Genomic DNA, 19517 nt, shown 5'->3' with positions numbered 1-19517 from the left:
ATTCTCCTAATCAGAAATCATTTTTTTCATTTTTTGAGTTATATTTCTGGCACTCTCCTTATCTCTTGCAAGGACAAATATAGTATTATCACCAGCTATAGAACCAGCCACTCCACTAAAATTCAAAGAATCTATAGCCTCTGCTGCTGCAGCACCAGAACCCGATATAGTCTTTATCACCACAAAATTTTCCACATTCTCTATGCCTATAACTGTTTGTGAAAATATAACAGCCAACTTATTTGGAAGAGATTTTTGGCCATGATTTATAGTGGCATATTTATACTTGCCATTTTCAGATAGCACTTTTATAAGTTTTAGTTCTTTTATATCCCTTGATACAGTAGCTTGAGTTACATTCATTCCACCTTTTCTAAGCTCTTCAGCCAGATCTTCTTGTGTTTCTATATCTCTTGAATTAATAATTTGAAGTATTTTTGTGTGCCTTGTCACTTTCATATATATCACCTTCATATTCTTTTCCACCAAAAGTAATTTTTTCTCTCAGGGTTTTAAAGAAAGAATTGTTGTTGAATTTAATTAATTTTCTTTTATATTTAGATTTTTTTATATTTATACCAATCGATCCTTTGATAACAATCCAGTCTCTTCCATCTATTGATAAAAACAAATTTTCGCTTTCATTTTTGATTTTTACAGTTATTATACTATTATTGTTAAGTACAATGGTCCTAGCTGTAAGGTATTGAGAATACATTGGAGTTACACAAAAAGCATCCAAAGATGGATGAATTATAGGACCTCCTGCAGACAAATTATATGCAGTAGAGCCTGTAGATGTACACACTATAATTCCATCAGCACTAAACTCATTATAAAACTTATTGTCTATAAATACATCGTATTTTTGTATGCTGTTCTTTATTCCCTTGTAAACTACAACATCATTTAATCCATAATAAGATTCAATTTTATCACCATCATCAAGACTACATTCAATCATAGTCCTATCTTGTATTACATAATCTTTTTTAAACAATTTATCTAATGCAATTTCTATATTATTCACTTCTATTTGGGTTAAAAATCCCAGGTGTCCTATGTTTACTCCAAGTATAGGTGTATCTGACTCCAGTATATTCTCTGAAGTATTAAGTATCGTTCCATCTCCACCAAGGACTATTATAACATCCAATTTGTCACTTTCCTGAGTATTTAGACCTTCACAATCTTTATAAATTTTTATATTTACATCTTTATTTACATTGTATATAGTTTTTATAATAAAATCTACCATTTTATTTTCAGGGTCTTTAGTAGTATTTACATTAATTCCTATATTTTTCATAGCTCCTCCCCATTTAACTCATGATGAGCTAAATTAACTTTGTATAAAACGTCTTCTCTTTTAAAGGATTCACTAAAATTTTTATCCTTGGTAAAATAAATTAGATACTCTATATTGCCTTCAGGGCCTTTTATAGGTGAATAATCTAAGGATATTATTTTAACCCCATTGTCTTGTATAAAATCCACTACTCCCTGTATAACTTCTACGTGTACTGATTTATCTCTAACAACACCCTTTTTTCCAACCTTTTCTCTTCCAGCTTCGAACTGCGGCTTTATAAGTGCCATTATTTTTCCATCATCTTTTAATAGATTCAAAGCTGACGGAATGACCTTTTTTAAAGATATAAAAGACACATCTATACTTGCAAAATCCGCATATTCACCTATGTCCTCAAACTTTACATATCTTATATTAGTTCTTTCCATACAAACTACCCTTTTATCTATTCTAAGCTTCCATGCAAACTGTCCATAGCCTACATCTATCGAGTACACTTTGCTTGCCCCATTTTGAAGCATACAATCTGTAAATCCTCCAGTTGATGCCCCAATATCCAGACAGGTTTTTTCTTTTAAATCTATATTGAAATTATTGACAGCTTTTTCTAATTTTAATCCTCCACGACTTACAAATGGCAGCTTGTTTCCTTTAAACTCTATATTGGCAGAAATTTTAATTTTCTCACCACATTTATCGACTCTGTTTCCATCTACAAATATTTCTCCAGCCATTATGCTTGCCTGTGCTCTATGTCTGGACTCAAATATTCCTTTTTCAACTAAAAGTAAATCCAATCTTTCTTTTGTACCTGCCATAATTAGCTCCTTTATTTACAAATTTTCAACACACTATTTTTAATTCCATCGGCGTCCAATCCATATAATTTATATAATATATCAGGCTTTCCATGCTGAACAAAGCCCTTATATCCAAGATTCAACACTTTTACTTTATTGTCTAATGTATTTATATATTCTAATATGTAAGATCCCATTCCACCTCTTATTACATTATCTTCTATAGTAACTATGTTTATATTTTTTTTCACTAAATCCTCCAGCATTTCTTTATCTATAGGTTTTGCAAAACAAGCATTTATAACAATTACATCAATTCCCAAATCAATCAATTTTTCTCTAGCTAAAATGGCATGCTGAAGCATTTTTCCCTCTGCAATGAGGGCTATTTTCCCATTTCCTATTAATTTTTCCCATTTACCTAGTTTTAGATTTTTTATAGGATTCAAATATACAGAGTCTCCACCTCTAGGATATCTTATAGCCACAGGTGCATTTTGTTTCAATGCAAACTTAAGCATACAAGCTATTTCATCAGTACACTTTGGACACATAACAATCATATTTGGCATCTGTGTCAAATATGAAAGGTCGAATATACCCTGGTGTGTTTCTCCATCTGCTCCAACAATTCCTGCCCTGTCAACAGCAAATGTTACAGGTAGTTTTTGTATGCATATATCATGAATTAACTGATCATATGCCCTTTGAAGAAAGGTTGAATATACCGCAAATATAGGCTTGAGCCCCTCTTTTGCCATCCCGCCGCATAAAGTTACTGCATGTTGTTCCGCTATTCCAACATCAAAAAACCTATCTGGAAATTTATCGGAAAAATTTTTAAGTCCGGTTCCATCCCTCATTGCTGCTGTTATTGCAACTATTCTATTATCCTTCTCTGCTAATTTTACTACTTCTTTTCCAAAAGCCTTAGAATATGTTTCTGAAGAAGAAACTGCTATCTCACCATTAGAACAGTTGAATGGTCCTATACCATGAAACTTTCCCGGATTTTTTTCTGCAAATTCATATCCTTTGCCTTTTTTTGTAATCACATGTATAACTACTGGACCATTTATCTTTTTTGACAAATTAAGTACTTTTGTAAGTTCTTTTATATTGTGCCCGTCTATAGGTCCCAAATATTTTAATCCCATATCTTCAAAAAACATTCCAGGAACTACCATTTGTTTTATTCCGTTCTTAAATTTTTCTAAATATTTGGCCATTCCATTTCCTATATTAGGGATCTTCTTAATTGTATTTTCTATATCCTGTTTAAATTTATTGTACTTAGGATCCAATCTTAATCTGTTTAAATACTTGGATACACCGCCCACATTTTTGGCTATTGACATCTGGTTATCATTCAATATTATAATAAGTTTAGTTTTTCTATATCCAACATCATTTAGAGCCTCTAGTGCCATTCCACCTGTTAGAGCACCATCACCTATAACTGCAACTACATCATATTTTTTGTTTTGAATATCCCTGGCTCTTGCAATACCAAGTGCCGCAGATATGGATGTACTACTGTGACCGGTTTGAAAAAAATCATATTTGCTTTCGCAGCTTTTAGGAAACCCACTCATTCCCCCAAATTGTCTTAGGGTATTGAATTTATTTTTTCTTCCCGTCAATATCTTATGTACATAAGACTGATGTCCTACATCCCATACTATTTTATCTTTGTTAAAATCAAATACATCAAACAAGCACATAGTAAGTTCTACAACTCCTAAATTTGATGCCAAATGACCTCCCGTTTTGGAAACTTCTTCTATGAGAAATTTTCTTATTTCTTTTGCCATCTCGATTTTTTCCTGGAAACTCATTTTTTTTATATGATTTATATCCTTATAATTATCGAGTAAACTATACATATGCATCTATCCTTTTTAATAAAGCTATAAAAATTATTACAAATAATATAAAAACCTGAAGTTTTATGTAAAAACCTTCAGGATAGTATATTACAATTAATTATTATATCACAGCCTTTTTTATATTCAAAATAAGATATATTAAAATTTACTTTTCTCTATCCAGTAAAAATAAAGTTAATTTTTCCAAGTTTTTAGTATTTCTATTTATTCTGCCAAGTACATCTATGCACTCGCTAGTAATTGAATTGCACATTTCAATGCATTTATTCAATCCATAAGTAGTTATGAAATTTGTCTTATTGTTATTTTTATCTTTTTTTACTTTTTTGCCTAACTTCTTAGCATCACCTGTTACATCTAATATATCATCTTTTACCTGAAACGCCAATCCAAGTTTTTTACCATAATAATTTAATTTTTCTATTTCATCTTCTGATGCCCCGGCATATACAGCTGCTGATATTATAGACGCTTTTATAAGTGCTCCGGTCTTTTTGCTGTGCATATAATAAAGCTGGTCTATTGGTATTTTAATATTTTCACTTAATATATCTACAGTTTGACCACCAACCATACCTTCTACTCCTGAACTCTCTGAAATTATACTACAGGCCTTTATCTTATTTTTATCATTATTTTTTAAACAATGGTTAAACATAATATTCATACCTTCATTTAATAACCCATCGCCCGCAAGTACAGCAATTGCATCACCAAAAACTTTATGATTTGTAGGCTTTCCACGTCTTAAATCATCATTATCCATAGCAGGAAGATCATCATGAATTAACGAATAGGTATGAATCATTTCAATAGCTGCAGCTATATCAATAACATTTTCATAATTCTCATTATACATCATATAGGTAAGTAAGAATAACATAGGTCTTATTCTCTTGCCACCTGCATCCAAACTATATTGCATTGATTCATAAATTTTTTTATTGTAGGAACCTTTTTCTTCCATATAATCATGCAAATACACATCTATTTTTTGTTTTAACTCGTCAATTATCCCCTTAGTTTCATTTTCCATAATTTATTTCCCCTCTTTAAAGTTTAAATTTTTTTCTCCTTCTTCTGTAAGAATATTTATTTTTCCTTCTGCCTCTTTTAAAACTTTGTACATTTTAGTACACAATTTCATTCCTTCTTCGTACTTTTTTATACTGTCACTTAGCGGCATTTTATCTCCATCCATCTGTCTCACTATGTCTTCAAGTTTTACCATCATATCTTCGTAACTTTCATTTTTTTTAGGCACATATACCTCCCCCTTTGAATTATTTTTTTATTTTTGAAATCTCAAATTCAGATTCTCCATCTTTCATTATTATATTGACTTTGTTTATTTTGGTTAAATCTTTTATAGAATTTATTACATTTTTATCCTCATCTTCTATTACCGAATAGCCTTTATTTAGTATATTAAAAGGATTGCTGGCTTCCAATATTCCCTTTATTTTATGGAGTTTTTCTTTATATGACGTAATATTTCTATTTATTTTTACATTTAAAATTTCTTCTATTCTATCTATATTTGCATATTGATTAGCTATGTATGCCATAGGACTGATTAAATCAAGCCTTTTTTTCATAAATGCAAGTTCATCTTTTTTACTATTTTTAATATTTTCCATACTACTTTTTAAAAAATCCTTACAGGATTCAATTTTATTTTCTGCATTTTTCAAATCAAATACTGCGAGCTCTGCTGCTGCCGATGGAGTTGGAGCCCTCATATCAGATACAAAATCAGCTATGGTATAATCAATTTCATGTCCTATGCCTGTTATCACCGGCTTTTTTGAATTATATATTGCCTCTGCAACATTTTCATCATTAAAACACCACAGATCTTCTATGGACCCACCGCCCCTAGCTAAAATTATAAGGTCAATGTCCTCAATATTGTTTAATGCAGCAATTCCTTTTATTATATTATCGGCTGCATTCTGCCCCTGTACTAAAGATGGATATACAATAAGTTTAACAGCTTTATTTCGTCTCTTTGTAACATTTATTATATCCCTTAACGCAGCACCAGTAGGCGAAGTTACTATTCCTATTTTAAATGGATAATCAGGAATTTCCTTTTTATGTTCTTTGTCAAATAATCCTTTAGCCTCTAATTTTACTTTCAGTTTTTCAAACGCTATATAAAGTTCTCCAATTCCATCTACTTTCATTTCATTGCAGTATAACTGATATGCTCCTTCTTTTTCATATACAGATATTCTGCCTTTTACTACTATTTTCATACCATTTTCAGGTATAAATTCTAGATTTCTGGCTGCACTTCTAAACATTATGCAGTTTATTTTAGTATATTCATCTTTTAAAGAAAAGTATATATGTCCACTGCTGTGAAACTTTATATTTGATATCTCACCCTTTACAGAAGAATTTTGAAGTATGAAATCATTATCAAAGTTTCTTTTTATATAATTATTTATATCCGATACAGTCAATACTTTTATATACATAGTGACTACCTCACATTTTATACAGTTACTAAGCCTTATTTACATCTTTAATCATGCTTCCAAGCACTCCATTTATAAAATTGGCTGATTTGTCTTCTCCATATACTTTTGCAAGCTCCACCGCCTCATTTATAGATACATTTTTAGGTATATCCTCTTCGTACAAAAATTCATAGGAACATATCCTAAGTATTGTAATATCAATTTTAGACAATCTATCTATTTTCCATTTTTTTAAATAATTCTGTATTTTTGAATCGATTAGATCTCTATTAACTTCAACACCCTTCAAAACCCTTACTAAATAATCCATATCTATATCTTTCAAATTTGTATCTTCTTTTTTATTTGATTCTGTTTCCTGATTTTCTTTTAGATTTTCTATAACCTTGCTTGAATCCTCTTTGTTTATAGTCATCTGGAATAATAGTTTCATTGCCAATTCTCTTGATTTTTTTCTGTTCATTTTGCCCTCCATTTGGATACATATATATTTAATATCATTTCAGATATATTATACTTTAAATTATTGTCCCAATTCAAGTATATAAAAACACCCTCTTTTTTAAGAGGGTGCATCAACTATTCTTCATCGTCTTCAATTTCTTCGGATTTTGGAATTATAACATTTTGAACATGTATATTTACAGCAGAAACTTCCAGTCCTGTCATTGACTGTACCGCTTTTTTAACATTTTCCTGAACTTTAAGTGCAACATCCGGAATTCTAATTCCATACTCTACTACTACATATAAATCTATAGCAGCACTATTTTCTCCTACACTTACCTTAACACCTTTTGATAGATTTTTCTTTCCTGTTAATATCTGTGTAATGCCTCCAACAAGATTTGCACTCATTCCAACTATACCATTTATTTCTGTAGTAGCAAGTCCTGCAATTACTCCTACCACTTCATCTGATATTTTCACGATACCCATATCAATTTCATTATTTGTATTTTCTTCCATTATGGCACCTCCCGGGTTTTCATTCATTGAAAGACTATATTAAGTATGCTATTACAACATCTACATTATATCAAATGAAAAAAATTTTTACAAATAAATATGTTCATAAATCTATTTTTTTACTTCTATCTCTACATCTTCCATTTTTGAAATTCCCATAACAACATCTTTTATTTCCCTTGTATCCTTGTCTGTCAAATCTTCAGATTTTTTGACTATAACTCTCACTTTTCCATTTTCTACAGAGCATATAACATCATCATAGCCTTTGCTCTTTAAAACTGTTTCTATTTTTGATTCATAATCTGTATTCATAGCTAAATCTGTATATTTCTTTTCGGCATCTGCACGATTTTGCTGTGATACATTTTTATCATCAACTAAATTCTTTAATTTTTGAAGTGTTTCTGCATCCTTTTGATCCCTGTCCAATCTAGATTCTTCAAAAAATTGTGACTTTGAATTTTTGGTACTGGAACTTTTAGTACTTGAACTTTTAGTACTGGTATCATTACTATTAAAAGACACTGCACTTTTACCATTATTTATACTTTGATTGTCGGCGACACTAAAAGGACTATTTACCTTAGTTGCAAGCACACCTACGCAAACTATTAGAGCTAAAAGAGTCACAATAATTACAGCCTGTTTTTTATTCATTTTCCATTCCCCCTATCTCCTCTTTAAAAATTATATGCTATTTATTTTTCGTATATACTACTTTTTCATAGGATATACATTAATCTTGTCTTCAGTTATATTAAAAAGATCCATAACAGCTTTAGATATTCTAAGTTCAGTTATTTCATTTTCCGCACCCTCTGCTACAATACATACCCCCGATACTTTAGGTTTATACGTTTTAAGAATCAACGGTTTAGATTTATCACCATCATTTGTAGTAACTACCGTACTTCCGTTATTATCCTGTACAGTATTTCTTGTTCCACCTGATGTATCTTTTTCTTGAGTAGTATTTTTAGAATCATTTATATTTACTGCCGGTACCTGTTCTTCCCCACTTTCAAAACTTATCATTACATCAACTTTTCCAACTCCGTCTATTTTTTCCAAGGTATCTTTTAATTTTGCTTCTACTGATTTCTCATAATCGCTTGAATCACTTTTATCCTGAGTTTCATTGCTTGCTGTACTTTTACTGCTGCTGCTATTATTACTATTTGTTGTTTGAGCCTTATTTGAATCGGGAGTTTTAAAAAAACTTACTGTTATAATCATTAAAACCCCAATTAAAAAAATTATTAATAAGTTTACTCCTTTATTTTTATTTTTTAAATTTTTAGTGTCCAATGTTTTAATAATCCCTGAAAACCATTTTTTAAAGTTCATAGTTTTTCACCTATCCATTTCTAATTAACTTTTTAAATAGTCAATTTAATTAGCCATCCCTTACATGAATAATGTTTTCAGATACATCAAGCTCGCCGCTTAAATAAGATTTTATGTCAGCACCAACTTTACCTGACGAATCATTTGAATTATCATAATTTACACTTTTAGTATCTATGACAACTTTTTTTACTTTGTCAACGCTTGAATTTTTAACCGTTACATATACACCGTCTATGTTTACATTGTTATTTTCATTATCATAGTTGGCATTTACTTCTACCTTATAAGTTCTATCTGGATATTTTTCTTTAAGTTTTTTTTCACAATTTGTCTGAACATTTAATTTAAAAGTATCTATAGTATTCTGTAGGTTTTGGGATTTATACTTGCTCAATTCATCTATATTCTGCTTTTCATCAAAATTATTAAAAATTTTTTGACTATAGGTGCTCAAATTAAAATTCTTATTAAATAAACCTACTATTGGTTGTATAAAAACTGTAATTAAAATCAAGCCAAGTACAAATTTTGAATATTTTTTCATGCTATTATCAGGTAGTACCATTTCAATTGCAGTTATAAAAAATACCGCTGCACAAATATTTATAAGCCAGCTTTTAAGAGCATTAAGAAACAAAAAATCACCTTCTCTACATAATGCCCTTGCCGCAAGCTGCAACAATGGCTATCATTATAAAAAACATTACAGATACACATATCAAGCAGCCAGTTATAAGTGTCAGTGAATCTCCTGCTGAGTTTATACAGTTGACCATCCTGCTGTCACTTATAGGTTCTATTAGTGCAGCAGTTAATTTATAAAGCACTATAAGAACTACAAGTTTAACTACAGGAAACAATAATATTAAGATCAATACTAAAAGTCCCAGACTGCTTAAGGAATTTTTTACCAGTATAGCGTATCCAGCTACAGTAGATACCGCATCTGAAAGACTTTTTCCTACTATAGGTACAAAATTATCCACTGCAAATTTAGCAGTTTTAGCAGTCACTTCATCTATAGTACTTGAGGTAACTCCTCTTATAGTCATTATTCCTATGAACACGGTCATTATTATTCCCTGTGACCATAGTGCAACTTGATTTAATAATTTTGTAAGCTTATCTATTTTATATTCAGAAGATAGATTATTTACAAATTGCAGTACAAATGACATACATATCAAGGGAATTATAAAATTCATAAAAATTTCTGCACTTATAGTTATACTTCCTATTATAATAGGATCCATAATGGTAGCTTCTATAAAGCTCCCCGTTGTTGTAAGCAGCATAATGAGTATTGGAACTAGGGCAAGCATAAAATTTGTCATATCATTTATTGTGGACCTTGCAATATCTACTCCTATATAAAAACTTTTAGCCATTATTATTATGAGAAGAGAATAGCATGCAAAATAAGCTATATTTGATAATCCTTCCGAACTAAATGCCTTTTGCAGATTAGTAATCAATGCACATATTATAGCTATGATTACCAAAACAGCCAGAAGTTTAATAGATGCAGCAAGTTCTCTTACTAAATACATAGAAACGGCATTTATAATTTTTTTTGTAGATACTTGCCCATTTCCTGATTTCATAAAATTTTTCACATATTCTTTAAAATCTACATCTCTCAATAATTCATTTTTAGTCTTCATATTGGATATGTAATCGTATAACTTTTCTATTTTTTCAGTTTCACCATTTAATTTATTGGCTGAATTTTCATCACTTATTTTTTTTGTTTCCTGTCCATTTTCGTAACTATCTTCCACATTGTTTGAATTATTTATATTTTCATTAGTACCTAAAGTATCAAAAGCCTGAACATTAAATCCAACTATCAAAGTAATAATTAAACCCAATAAAATATTTTTCATAAGCGCACCTACATAATTTTTAAAATTGACTGAAGCACCGCCATAAGTATAGGAATTGCAAGAACCAAAATTAAAATTTTCCCTGCAAATTCAACTTTTGCTCCTAAATTGCTTTCTCCTGCATCTCTGCATATTTCACTGCAGAAAGATGCCAGATAAGCAATAGCAAGTATTTTAAACACAGTATTTAAGTAAACGAAGTCTATATTTGCTTTCACTGCCAGTTGTTGTATGAATTGAAGAACTGCCGTTATTTTAGTAAACATAAATATGAATATCAAAACTCCAGCTGTTATACTAACATAAACTGCAAAATCTTCCCTACCCCTGCTTTTAAAAATTAGTGTAATAAAAAGTGCAGTAAAAGCAAATAATACAATTTTAACTATTTCCATAAGTTTCTCCTAAAACTGGAACATGGTTCTGACTGTATTAAATAGCTTGTTGACCACAGTTACAACCATCATAAGTACTATAACAATTCCAGCAAGATTAGTTACCACCGCATATTCACCTTTTCCACTAGTTTCTAAAACTTTATTTATGACTATTACGACTATACCCACGGCTGCTATTTTAAATATTAAACTTACATCTAACATATCAGTATCTCTCCTTATAATCTTGTTAAAAGTTCCAATCGAACTAATTTAAGTATTTTAAATTAAAAGTATAGATATAACTGCTCCGATAGAAAATCCGAGACATCTATACATTTTCACATTTTTTTTTATAACATTTTCTGATATTTTAATTTGTTTTTTAATATTTTCAGTAGCTAAAGAAAATATAGCCCTTTGCCCTTCTACATCAGATTCTCCTAAAGATTTTGAAAAGTCCATAATTATAGTTATATCTTCATCTTTCAAACTTAAAGTCTCTATTTTATCTGAAAAAGCACTTTTGAAAGCTTCATAAACGCTGTACACTTTATTTTCTTCCAGCATATAATAAATTTGTTCAAGTACTGATGAAATGGGTTCTTTGGCTTTAATTGCTGCATTTTTTAGAGTATCAGGTAGCGGAGTATGAGTATATATTATTTGGTTTTCAATTTCACACATACATCTTTGAATTTCATATAATTCTTTTGTCCTTCTTTTTAATTTTTCACCATAATTGAATCCAAAAACTGTAGTAGAAAAAATTATCATAATACATCCCAATAGTTTAATCATTGTATTTACCAGGAATTTTTACCTTATTTATGAAATCATATATATATTCTACTGTTCCAGCCCCTTTTCTATAACTCAAAACTATAGCTCTCTTAAAAACTTCATTTTCAACTATCTCTTTAAAAACAGGCCTCCTATAAAGATCTTCTATTCCGTATCCATGGATAGTAGTAATTAAACTTACACCGGAATTAAGTGCTGTCACTATGCTTTCCATATCCTTGTAATTTCCAATTTCATCACATACTATAACATCCGGTGACATGCTCCTTATTGCCATTATTATTCCTTCACTTTTCAGGCATCCATCCATAACATCAGTTCTTATTCCTATATCCAGTTGTGGAACTCCACATGAACATGCTCCAATTTCACTTCTTTCATCTACCACACATACTTTCTTTCCTTTAAAATTCGCATCACCATCTGATATATTTCTTGTAATATCCCTTATGAGAGTTGTCTTTCCACATTTTGGCGGGGAAATTATTATAGTATTTATAACTTCACTTTTATCCAGAATAAATTTCATTATATTATTTGAACATCCTAAAACTTGTCTGCATATTCTAATATTCAATGATGATATATTTTTTATAGTTTTAACCTGGTTTTTTTCAATTACACACCTTCCACAGATTCCTATTCTGTGACCACCTTTTATTGTTATATACCCACGTCTTATTTCATCTTCAAATGCATATATAGAATAATTGCTTATTCTTTTTACTATAGTATTGATGTCTTCCATACTGACTTTGTACTTGGATAGAACTTCTTTTTCACCTATTTCAAATATCAAAGGTTTATTTGCCCTTATTCTTATTTCTTGTAAATCATCGTTATCCATAAAGTGCTTAACTTCTCTACTTAATCTATCAGATAACATATGAAGTATTTCTTTAGTATCCATATTTTTCATCTCCTTTCTTTATATTAATCTCTATTTTTATTTTTCTAAAATTATTCCATATAATTTAAAAATTAAAAAATAATTAGATAAAAAAAAGAGCTATCCAAATATAAAATTTCTATTTGGATAACCCTTCTATTTATTTTCATCTTCTTTTTTAAGAAGTAGTGATATTTTGCCCTTGCAATTAGGGCATATTATTTCTTCTTTTTGTCCCATCATATCTTTATCAACATAAACTAAATCATGACAATTAGGACATTTTATCTCTTCAAAATTATTTTCTTCATCTTCAAGAGATTCATAATCATCATATAATATACTATCTGTCAAATCAGCTAAATCCTCATCAACAGCATCTATATGTCTATGCATATGTTTTTGAGCTTCAGATAGATCTGAAACTTTTTCAGACAAATCATAAAGTATTTTTATAATTTCTAAAAGTACTTTTCCTTCTTTGCTATCTTTATTTATTTCAAGTCCACTAACTAACCCATTAACATAAGCTATTCTTGAACTAATATTAGAATTCACAATATCACACCCTTAAAATTATTTTTATTATAGTATAACATAATCTTTAAAGATGTATTCTAAATTTTATAAACTAAATATTATCAAACTCTTTCCATATATTCTCCGGTTCTTGTATCAACTCTTATTGTTTCACCTTCATTTACAAATATAGGGACTTGAACAATTGCTCCTGTTTCAAGAGTTGCTGGTTTTAAAACATTTGTTGCAGTATTTCCTTTAACACCTGGTTCAGTATGAGTTACCTGAAGTTCTACAAAATTTGGTGCTTCTACAGAAAATGCTTCACCTTTATAAAATTTTATTGTGGCAAACATATTTTCCTTTAAAAATTTTATAGCATCTTCTACTTTTTCATGTTCTAGTGGAATTTGTTCAAATGTTTCCTGATCCATGAAATAGTAAAGTTCACCATCAGAATACAGATATTGCATTTCCTTTCTTTCTATAACTGCTTCCTGAAGTTTTGCAGTTGGATTAAAAGTTGTTTCTGTAACTGCTCCATTTATAACATTTCTCAATTTTGTTCTTACAAAAGCTGCTCCTTTACCTGGTTTTACATGGAGAAAGTCCACTACTGTGTACACTTGTCCATCTTGCTCAAAAGTTGTTCCTTTTCTTAAATCTCCTGCTGATATCATATAATATGCCGTTGCGTAAACTCAATAAGTACCAACTGAAAGTCTACTTCTTCTTTCATAATACCTGATTTCACATTTATTTAATGTTACTTTTCTTTGGTCCGATACTCCAGAAGCTTAAATTCGGATGTCATTCACCCTAACTATTAATACAATTATGTCTATATAATTGTCAATCTAACGGCTTTAAACCCCTTTCTTATTTTTATTTGACCTTATAAATTAAAACATTTATTTGTACTTTAATATATTAGTAACACTCACTCATGTAGAATATTCTATATTAATTACTATATATACTATAATTTAAATAATTATTAAATAAAACTATCAATAAGTAGTGCTATAAACATTTTTTATAAATAAATTAACCAACGCAAATCAATTCTTTTGGAGAATGTGATAAAACTTCTCCACCATTATCTTTTACTACAAGTAAATCTTCTATTCTTACTCCTCCAAAGTCCGGTAAATATATACCAGGTTCATCTGTCACTACCATATTCTTCTTCAATTCATTTGTATTTCTATATCCAATAACCGGTGATTCGTGAATTTGCCTTCCAACTCCATGCCCGAGACTGTGACCAAAATATTTTCCATACCCATTTTTAGTTATATAATCTCTTGCAATAGAATCTACCTCTGCTGCTGACTTACCAGTTTTATACTCCTTCAAAGCCGTTTTTTGAGCTTTCAGCACTATATTATATATTTCTATCATCTTGTCAGAAGGTTTCCCAATAACTATAGTCCTTGTCATATCAGAACAATATTCTTTATATATGCATCCAAAATCCATGGTTAGAAACTCACCTTTATTTACAATTTTGTCAGTAGCTTCTCCATGTGGAAGACTTGATCTTACTCCTGATGCAACTATTGAAGGGAATGAAAGACCTGAAGCTCCTAATTTTTTCATGTAAAATTCAAGTTCAATTCCTATTTCTCTTTCACTCATTCCTGCTTTTATATATTGAAGCATATGAGAAAAAGCCTTATCTGCAATTTCTGCTGAATTCCTTATAAGTTTTAATTCTTCTTCATCTTTAACTATCCTTATTGATTCGACCATACCATTCATAGGTACAAGCTGACAATTAAGTTTACTTTTATAAAGACTATATAAATTATAAGTAACTATATCTTCTTCAAATCCAAGTATTTTAATTGAATTTTTATTGACTAAATTTGATAAAAAATCTACAAAAGAACCCACCTTACTGTATTCCAGCACTTCATAGTCCTTAACCTGTTGTTCTGCTTGTTCTGTAAACCTAGAATCCGTTATAAAAAATGCATCTTTTTTAGTAATTAAAGAATAGCTTTCATTTCCTGTAAATCCACTTAAATAATTTCTATTAGCATCTCCAATCAATAAAACACCATCTAAATTTTTTTCCTGCATACATTTTCTAAGTTTTTCAATTCTATATTTAAACAACCAAAATCCCCCTAACTAGTTTTTAGCAAGGTACATTATTATAATTACCAATTTCATATTTATTATTCCAAATGGAGGTAAAATAATTATATTTTTATCAATGTTATTTTATCAAAACTTGTTCTTATTTGCAAATAATAATGACCCTTGTAATAATCTCAATTACTTATATTATACTTCTTTTTTCATATCTTTTGTAAAATTAACGCTAAGTTGTATTTTAAAAGTTCCATCTTTATTTTCATCTTTATAATCACCAGTTTTTATACTTGCTATATTATAAAATCCCTTTATCTTCTCAATTTTGGTAAAATCATTTTGAATATTTTTCTTATTATCTATTATTTCCAAATTTATTGTTATAATGTCTTTTACCTTATCATTATTAAAATCCAATATTTTTACATTGTTCATTTCATTTAAACTGTTGATTATTTCATTATATTGAATTTTTTTATTAATATATTTCTTATTAAGTTTATTATCAATACCACTAAGTTGTGTCTTTCGTGTATTTACATTTTTAATAATAATTAAACTTTCCACAGCCATTATCACGCATACAATTGATAATACAACTATAGCAAATTTATACTTTATATTACCATTAATTCTTTCATTTAAATTTTCCATTATTTTATACCTCTAAATATCTCTAAAATAAAATTCTATCTATGTTTTAAATAAATTTTCCAAATTTTTTCGGTGCTATCTGAATTTTCTTGAACATCTTTATTTGAATTAGCTCCATTTTCGTCATCATTTCCTTTTAATGACGATATATTAATTATTGTGAATTTATTAGAACTTTCTATACGCTTAACTAGATTGAAGAAAGAATTGCTCTGACCTGTAAATTCAAAATCTATTTCATCATTATTTATATTAACATTCCCGATCTGCTTATACTCTCCAAAAATTTTTAAAAAGTCTAAATAAGTTTCAATAGTATTAAATTTAGTATCTTTTATATTTTTAGATGTTTTTAAAACATACATATTGCTTTTTTCTTTTATTGTTCCATTAAGTAACTTTAATTTATTTCCATATAATATTATGATATTTAAAAATATCATATTTATAATCAATAATACAGATGCAATCAATTTTAGCCGTTTATTTTTTACAATCAATTTATCTTTTACATACCATTTAGGTAAAAAATATCCAATAATCATATGCTCATTTCTCCTAAATCATTGCATTTATACTTTTTATATATACCACCAATCACATCTTTATATGGTAAATTCAAAAATTCTATATTTTTAAAATCAATACCCGGTATAAGCAACTTCAATTTTAAATTAAATTCATCAAAATAATACATGAAATCTTCTTTACATTGAATCTCGAATAATTCATTGAATACAACTTTTTCTTTCTGACATGCAAGAAAATATATAATTTTATCAAAGAATGCTGCAAATATATAATTATTTTCTTTTATATTTTTAGCATATCTATTTAAAGCATAAAACTGAACAGGGAGTATCCCTTTAACCTCAGTTTTATTTTTAATAAAATTTTTTAGTAATTCTACATTATTCCAGTTCATGCAAAACACCATTATGTGTAAGTTATGACCATTATCGCTTAGGATTTTATAAGAAAACATTATATTATCAATATTTTTAAATTTTTCTTTTAATTTTTCTTCTATAAGATTATACAAATACTTCTCTTTTAGTTTTGGCATAATAAAATTTTCTACATATACTTTTTCACCATGTACAAGTATATATACCCGTTTATGTTTTAAATTAATTTTTATTTTTTTAAATTCATTAATATTAAATATCCGCTTATTTATTTTATTATTTTCAAATATTCCTCTATGTTTTTTTATATATGTTATATTTTCACCCTTCAATTCTAAAAAAGATGATTTCCACACTTTATATTTCTCCTTCGCATAAATATTTAAATGGAATAATTTATGCATCCATATTTTATTCTTCCATTATTCACTGTATATTCGTAAGTTTCTTCTCTACAAAATTTGTTGTCTATAATATACTCTAATTTAAAGGTATTACTATTTTTATCATAATACACATAACTGTTTTGATAACAAATTCTAAAGTCTTTTAAATTTGAAAAATATTTACTTATATCATTATCATTGTGATAGCTTACACTTTTATTAATGTATTCATTTAATCTTGTAATTAATATTTCCCTGTATTTTTGAATATTATCTGTTTTAAATGACATTTTATAATCATGTAAATCATCCGACTTTATAAGTGTTTCCATACTATAACATCCCATTGAAATAAATATACATATAAGTCCTATGAATAATACATAAATTAATATGAATCCTCTTTTACTTTTTCTCGATCTATTCCAAAACATTTTTTATAAACATTACCTTCCTTTGTCTTTATATATATGTAACAAATATTATTTCTATTTGTTACATTAAATTCTGCTACATTCCTTAATATATTGTTACTTACTTCAAAATTTGTATATCCATAAGTTATAACTATATCTGACCTTTTGTTTCTTTTTATATAATCCCAACCTTTATTGTCAAATCTGTTTACTTCAATCATATTATTTTTAATTCTTATATATTTTGCACTGTCAATTTGAGACTTCATTATTTCAAAAGCTTCATCTGTATAAAACTTATCTCTACTTAAATTAATTTCTTCCCTGTTCAATTTCATATATTTTAAAATTACACAAGTTTGAACTGTAGTTATTATGCATATGATTGCTAATGTCATAACTATTTCAATAATAGTAAATCCATTTTTTGAATTATCTTTCAAATTTTCCTTTATAAAATTCACATTCTTCACCTTTATATGTTCCATATATATTTGCATATAATTTTAAATCTATTTTTAAAGCTTCCCCTTTTTCAATGTTAATTTCTATATACTCCCTTCCAGGGTTTTTATCTGAAAATAAATTTAAAATATCCTTGTTTTCATTTTCAGCTTTTAACGCATCTTCCAATTTTACATACTTCATGCCATTACATGATAAATTCATCAAGTCTTCATATCTAATATCATAAATAATATTATTTTTAACATACTCCATTATATAAGTATAATTTTTCATTTTTTCATTATACTTTTTTATTTTTAAAGTATTTAATTGTACATTAAAAGCCAAAGTGAATAATATTATAAATACGGATATACTGCAAAGTACTTCAATTAGAGTGAAACCTTTTCTATTTTTAAAATTTAACTTCTGCATAAAAACTCCCGACACAAATAGTTATACAGTGGCGGTTACCATTTCTATCTTTAAATTCTATACTGCAGGAATCGCCTAATACACCACTGCTATTTATCATTATTATATTATTTCCAGTACTGCTTATTATATTGAACTTTTCAGGTAAATCCATTTTAGATATTTCTTCTATATCATTGTTAAAAGTTATATTTCTGCGATTTAAATCAAATCGTATATACCCTGAAACATTCTTCTCTCTACAGTAAACTTTTGCCCTATTTATAAAGCATAACAATTCATTGTCAAATACATCCACATCTATTTTATTTTCCAAGCTTCCAATAGAACCCAGGTTAATCAAGCTATAGCTAAATATAATAGACATTATACATATCACTATTATGAGTTCAATCAGTGTAAAACCTTTTTTAAAATAATTAAAGTTCATAAAAGTAGCTCCAAATCAATTTTATATTGAAATCATTTAATAACTTTAGGATATACCTGTAATCCATCTTTATCTTTAACTGTGTATGTATTTTCTTTTGCATTTATATAAATTGTATAGTCCTTGTTATCACTTTTGTATTTTATGCCCACATTATCATCATCAATTCCGCTGTCCAATACCTGTGGACTATCTGCTGATGTAAGTTTGCTCAAGCAATCCTGAACATCATCTTTTACAAATTTACCATCATCATCACCATAACTGGCCATAGCGGCTGTTTGAAGTTGCTTAGCAGTATTAACAGCTTTAGTTGATTTTGCTTTATTTTCATAAGATGAAAATTTAGGCACCAAAAAACCTACAAGAATTAAAATTATAGATATAACTAACAACAATTCTATTAATGTAAATCCACCATTCATTAACCTTCTTTGCTTTTTCATAATTT

The 19517-nt window shown here is 28.4% G+C and carries 28 protein-coding genes; all 28 read right to left on the bottom strand.

Going from position 1 to position 19517, the window contains the following annotated elements:
* Positions 1-6: 6 nt before the first annotated feature.
* The 28 genes from J2Z42_RS00735 to J2Z42_RS00600 all read right to left on the bottom strand — a co-directional run bounded on the left by J2Z42_RS00735 (position 7) and on the right by J2Z42_RS00600 (position 19512).
* The gene (locus tag J2Z42_RS00735) at positions 7-459 is read right to left on the bottom strand and encodes an arginine repressor (protein ID WP_209700448.1); all 453 of its coding nucleotides are present in this window, start codon (positions 457-459) and stop codon (positions 7-9) included.
* Entirely contained in the window at positions 419-1309 is an 891-nt protein-coding gene (locus tag J2Z42_RS00730) for an NAD(+)/NADH kinase (protein WP_209700447.1), read from the bottom strand. Before J2Z42_RS00730 ends, J2Z42_RS00735 begins: the two co-directional genes overlap by 41 nt.
* Entirely contained in the window at positions 1306-2130 is an 825-nt protein-coding gene (locus J2Z42_RS00725; protein WP_209700446.1) for a TlyA family RNA methyltransferase, read from the bottom strand. Before J2Z42_RS00725 ends, J2Z42_RS00730 begins: the two co-directional genes overlap by 4 nt.
* An 11-nt stretch (positions 2131-2141) precedes the next feature.
* The gene (dxs, locus tag J2Z42_RS00720; protein WP_209700445.1) at positions 2142-3998 is read right to left on the bottom strand and encodes a 1-deoxy-D-xylulose-5-phosphate synthase; all 1857 of its coding nucleotides are present in this window, start codon (positions 3996-3998) and stop codon (positions 2142-2144) included.
* A 148-nt stretch (positions 3999-4146) separates the two neighbouring features.
* Positions 4147-5037, bottom strand: a complete 891-nt coding sequence (locus J2Z42_RS00715) for a polyprenyl synthetase family protein (protein WP_245331405.1) — start codon at positions 5035-5037, stop codon at positions 4147-4149.
* Positions 5038-5040: 3 nt separating this feature from the next.
* Positions 5041-5265, bottom strand: coding sequence for an exodeoxyribonuclease VII small subunit (locus J2Z42_RS00710; RefSeq protein WP_209700444.1), 225 nt, complete (start codon positions 5263-5265; stop codon positions 5041-5043).
* A 19-nt stretch (positions 5266-5284) separates the two neighbouring features.
* On the bottom strand, positions 5285-6487 hold the full coding sequence (gene xseA, locus J2Z42_RS00705; RefSeq protein ID WP_209700443.1) for an exodeoxyribonuclease VII large subunit: 1203 nt from the start codon (positions 6485-6487) through the stop codon (positions 5285-5287).
* Positions 6488-6515: 28 nt separating this feature from the next.
* Positions 6516-6953: a transcription antitermination factor NusB gene (nusB, locus tag J2Z42_RS00700; RefSeq protein WP_209700442.1), complete on the bottom strand. Its 438-nt coding sequence runs from the start codon at positions 6951-6953 to the stop codon at positions 6516-6518.
* A 116-nt stretch (positions 6954-7069) separates the two neighbouring features.
* Positions 7070-7459: an Asp23/Gls24 family envelope stress response protein gene (locus tag J2Z42_RS00695; RefSeq protein ID WP_209700441.1), complete on the bottom strand. Its 390-nt coding sequence runs from the start codon at positions 7457-7459 to the stop codon at positions 7070-7072.
* Between the two features lie 111 nt (positions 7460-7570).
* Entirely contained in the window at positions 7571-8119 is a 549-nt protein-coding gene (locus J2Z42_RS00690) for a SpoIIIAH-like family protein (protein WP_209700440.1), read from the bottom strand.
* 57 nt (positions 8120-8176) lie between these two features.
* Positions 8177-8809 (bottom strand): stage III sporulation protein AG, encoded by a 633-nt coding sequence (gene spoIIIAG / locus J2Z42_RS00685; protein WP_209700439.1) that lies wholly within the window; start codon positions 8807-8809, stop codon positions 8177-8179.
* Between the two features lie 49 nt (positions 8810-8858).
* Positions 8859-9449 (bottom strand): stage III sporulation protein AF, encoded by a 591-nt coding sequence (spoIIIAF, locus tag J2Z42_RS00680; protein WP_209700438.1) that lies wholly within the window; start codon positions 9447-9449, stop codon positions 8859-8861.
* Positions 9450-9462: 13 nt separating this feature from the next.
* Positions 9463-10698, bottom strand: a complete 1236-nt coding sequence (gene spoIIIAE, locus J2Z42_RS00675; RefSeq protein ID WP_209700437.1) for a stage III sporulation protein AE — start codon at positions 10696-10698, stop codon at positions 9463-9465.
* A gap of 8 nt (positions 10699-10706) precedes the next feature.
* Positions 10707-11093 carry a stage III sporulation protein AD gene (gene spoIIIAD, locus J2Z42_RS00670; RefSeq protein WP_209700436.1) on the bottom strand — a complete coding sequence of 129 codons (387 nt, stop codon included), beginning with the start codon at positions 11091-11093 and terminating at the stop codon, positions 10707-10709.
* Between the two features lie 9 nt (positions 11094-11102).
* Positions 11103-11300, bottom strand: coding sequence for a stage III sporulation protein AC (spoIIIAC, locus tag J2Z42_RS00665; RefSeq protein WP_209700435.1), 198 nt, complete (start codon positions 11298-11300; stop codon positions 11103-11105).
* A gap of 57 nt (positions 11301-11357) precedes the next feature.
* A complete protein-coding gene (spoIIIAB, locus tag J2Z42_RS00660) occupies positions 11358-11876 on the bottom strand; it encodes a stage III sporulation protein SpoIIIAB (protein WP_209700434.1) in 519 nt (172 codons plus the stop codon).
* Complete coding sequence (spoIIIAA, locus tag J2Z42_RS00655) at positions 11869-12789, bottom strand: stage III sporulation protein AA (protein WP_209700433.1); 921 nt, start codon at positions 12787-12789, stop codon at positions 11869-11871. Before spoIIIAA ends, spoIIIAB begins: the two co-directional genes overlap by 8 nt.
* A gap of 135 nt (positions 12790-12924) precedes the next feature.
* Positions 12925-13326, bottom strand: coding sequence for a CD1247 N-terminal domain-containing protein (locus J2Z42_RS00650; protein ID WP_209700432.1), 402 nt, complete (start codon positions 13324-13326; stop codon positions 12925-12927).
* Between the two features lie 83 nt (positions 13327-13409).
* A complete protein-coding gene (gene efp, locus J2Z42_RS00645; RefSeq protein ID WP_209700431.1) occupies positions 13410-13967 on the bottom strand; it encodes an elongation factor P in 558 nt (185 codons plus the stop codon).
* 367 nt (positions 13968-14334) lie between these two features.
* Positions 14335-15411, bottom strand: coding sequence for a M24 family metallopeptidase (locus tag J2Z42_RS00640; RefSeq protein ID WP_209700430.1), 1077 nt, complete (start codon positions 15409-15411; stop codon positions 14335-14337).
* 171 nt (positions 15412-15582) lie between these two features.
* Positions 15583-16044, bottom strand: coding sequence for a hypothetical protein (locus tag J2Z42_RS00635; protein ID WP_209700429.1), 462 nt, complete (start codon positions 16042-16044; stop codon positions 15583-15585).
* 35 nt (positions 16045-16079) lie between these two features.
* Positions 16080-16589, bottom strand: coding sequence for a hypothetical protein (locus J2Z42_RS00630; RefSeq protein WP_209700428.1), 510 nt, complete (start codon positions 16587-16589; stop codon positions 16080-16082).
* Positions 16586-17308: a hypothetical protein gene (locus J2Z42_RS00625; protein ID WP_342589978.1), complete on the bottom strand. Its 723-nt coding sequence runs from the start codon at positions 17306-17308 to the stop codon at positions 16586-16588. The genes J2Z42_RS00630 and J2Z42_RS00625 overlap by 4 nt, the downstream gene beginning before the upstream one ends.
* Before the next feature lie 26 nt (positions 17309-17334).
* Positions 17335-17670 carry a hypothetical protein gene (locus tag J2Z42_RS00620; RefSeq protein WP_245331404.1) on the bottom strand — a complete coding sequence of 112 codons (336 nt, stop codon included), beginning with the start codon at positions 17668-17670 and terminating at the stop codon, positions 17335-17337.
* 56 nt (positions 17671-17726) lie between these two features.
* Positions 17727-18218, bottom strand: coding sequence for a prepilin-type N-terminal cleavage/methylation domain-containing protein (locus J2Z42_RS00615; RefSeq protein ID WP_209700426.1), 492 nt, complete (start codon positions 18216-18218; stop codon positions 17727-17729).
* Entirely contained in the window at positions 18187-18636 is a 450-nt protein-coding gene (locus J2Z42_RS00610; RefSeq protein WP_209700425.1) for a type II secretion system protein, read from the bottom strand. Before J2Z42_RS00610 ends, J2Z42_RS00615 begins: the two co-directional genes overlap by 32 nt.
* Positions 18617-19066 (bottom strand): prepilin-type N-terminal cleavage/methylation domain-containing protein, encoded by a 450-nt coding sequence (locus J2Z42_RS00605; RefSeq protein ID WP_209700424.1) that lies wholly within the window; start codon positions 19064-19066, stop codon positions 18617-18619. Before J2Z42_RS00605 ends, J2Z42_RS00610 begins: the two co-directional genes overlap by 20 nt.
* Positions 19067-19098: 32 nt before the next feature.
* Entirely contained in the window at positions 19099-19512 is a 414-nt protein-coding gene (locus J2Z42_RS00600; RefSeq protein ID WP_209700423.1) for a prepilin-type N-terminal cleavage/methylation domain-containing protein, read from the bottom strand.
* Positions 19513-19517: the final 5 nt, after the last annotated feature.

It is taken from the genome of Clostridium algifaecis (assembly GCF_017874415.1).
Taxonomy (GTDB): Bacteria; Bacillota; Clostridia; order Clostridiales; family Clostridiaceae; genus Clostridium_B; species Clostridium_B algifaecis.
Note: the sequence above shows the minus strand (reverse complement) of the source record. Positions and strands in the feature narration are given on the sequence as shown.

Excerpts from the sequence above, each read along its gene's own strand:
- J2Z42_RS00735 (WP_209700448.1), bottom strand. The coding sequence starts at position 459 with ATGAAAGTGACAAGGCACACAAAAATACTTCAAATTATTAATTCAAGA.
- J2Z42_RS00730 (WP_209700447.1), bottom strand. The coding sequence starts at position 1,309 with ATGAAAAATATAGGAATTAATGTAAATACTACTAAAGACCCTGAAAAT.
- J2Z42_RS00725 (WP_209700446.1), bottom strand. The coding sequence starts at position 2,130 with ATGGCAGGTACAAAAGAAAGATTGGATTTACTTTTAGTTGAAAAAGGA.
- dxs (WP_209700445.1), bottom strand. The coding sequence starts at position 3,998 with ATGTATAGTTTACTCGATAATTATAAGGATATAAATCATATAAAAAAA.
- J2Z42_RS00715 (WP_245331405.1), bottom strand. The coding sequence starts at position 5,037 with ATGGAAAATGAAACTAAGGGGATAATTGACGAGTTAAAACAAAAAATA.
- xseA (WP_209700443.1), bottom strand. The coding sequence starts at position 6,487 with ATGTATATAAAAGTATTGACTGTATCGGATATAAATAATTATATAAAA.
- nusB (WP_209700442.1), bottom strand. The coding sequence starts at position 6,953 with ATGAACAGAAAAAAATCAAGAGAATTGGCAATGAAACTATTATTCCAG.
- J2Z42_RS00695 (WP_209700441.1), bottom strand. The coding sequence starts at position 7,459 with ATGGAAGAAAATACAAATAATGAAATTGATATGGGTATCGTGAAAATA.
- J2Z42_RS00690 (WP_209700440.1), bottom strand. The coding sequence starts at position 8,119 with ATGAATAAAAAACAGGCTGTAATTATTGTGACTCTTTTAGCTCTAATA.
- spoIIIAG (WP_209700439.1), bottom strand. The coding sequence starts at position 8,809 with ATGAACTTTAAAAAATGGTTTTCAGGGATTATTAAAACATTGGACACT.
- spoIIIAE (WP_209700437.1), bottom strand. The coding sequence starts at position 10,698 with ATGAAAAATATTTTATTGGGTTTAATTATTACTTTGATAGTTGGATTT.
- spoIIIAD (WP_209700436.1), bottom strand. The coding sequence starts at position 11,093 with ATGGAAATAGTTAAAATTGTATTATTTGCTTTTACTGCACTTTTTATT.
- spoIIIAC (WP_209700435.1), bottom strand. The coding sequence starts at position 11,300 with ATGTTAGATGTAAGTTTAATATTTAAAATAGCAGCCGTGGGTATAGTC.
- spoIIIAB (WP_209700434.1), bottom strand. The coding sequence starts at position 11,876 with ATGATTAAACTATTGGGATGTATTATGATAATTTTTTCTACTACAGTT.
- spoIIIAA (WP_209700433.1), bottom strand. The coding sequence starts at position 12,789 with ATGGATACTAAAGAAATACTTCATATGTTATCTGATAGATTAAGTAGA.
- efp (WP_209700431.1), bottom strand. The coding sequence starts at position 13,967 with ATGATATCAGCAGGAGATTTAAGAAAAGGAACAACTTTTGAGCAAGAT.
- J2Z42_RS00635 (WP_209700429.1), bottom strand. The coding sequence starts at position 16,044 with ATGGAAAATTTAAATGAAAGAATTAATGGTAATATAAAGTATAAATTT.
- J2Z42_RS00630 (WP_209700428.1), bottom strand. The coding sequence starts at position 16,589 with ATGATTATTGGATATTTTTTACCTAAATGGTATGTAAAAGATAAATTG.
- J2Z42_RS00620 (WP_245331404.1), bottom strand. The coding sequence starts at position 17,670 with ATGGAAACACTTATAAAGTCGGATGATTTACATGATTATAAAATGTCA.
- J2Z42_RS00610 (WP_209700425.1), bottom strand. The coding sequence starts at position 18,636 with ATGCAGAAGTTAAATTTTAAAAATAGAAAAGGTTTCACTCTAATTGAA.
- J2Z42_RS00605 (WP_209700424.1), bottom strand. The coding sequence starts at position 19,066 with ATGAACTTTAATTATTTTAAAAAAGGTTTTACACTGATTGAACTCATA.
- J2Z42_RS00600 (WP_209700423.1), bottom strand. The coding sequence starts at position 19,512 with ATGAAAAAGCAAAGAAGGTTAATGAATGGTGGATTTACATTAATAGAA.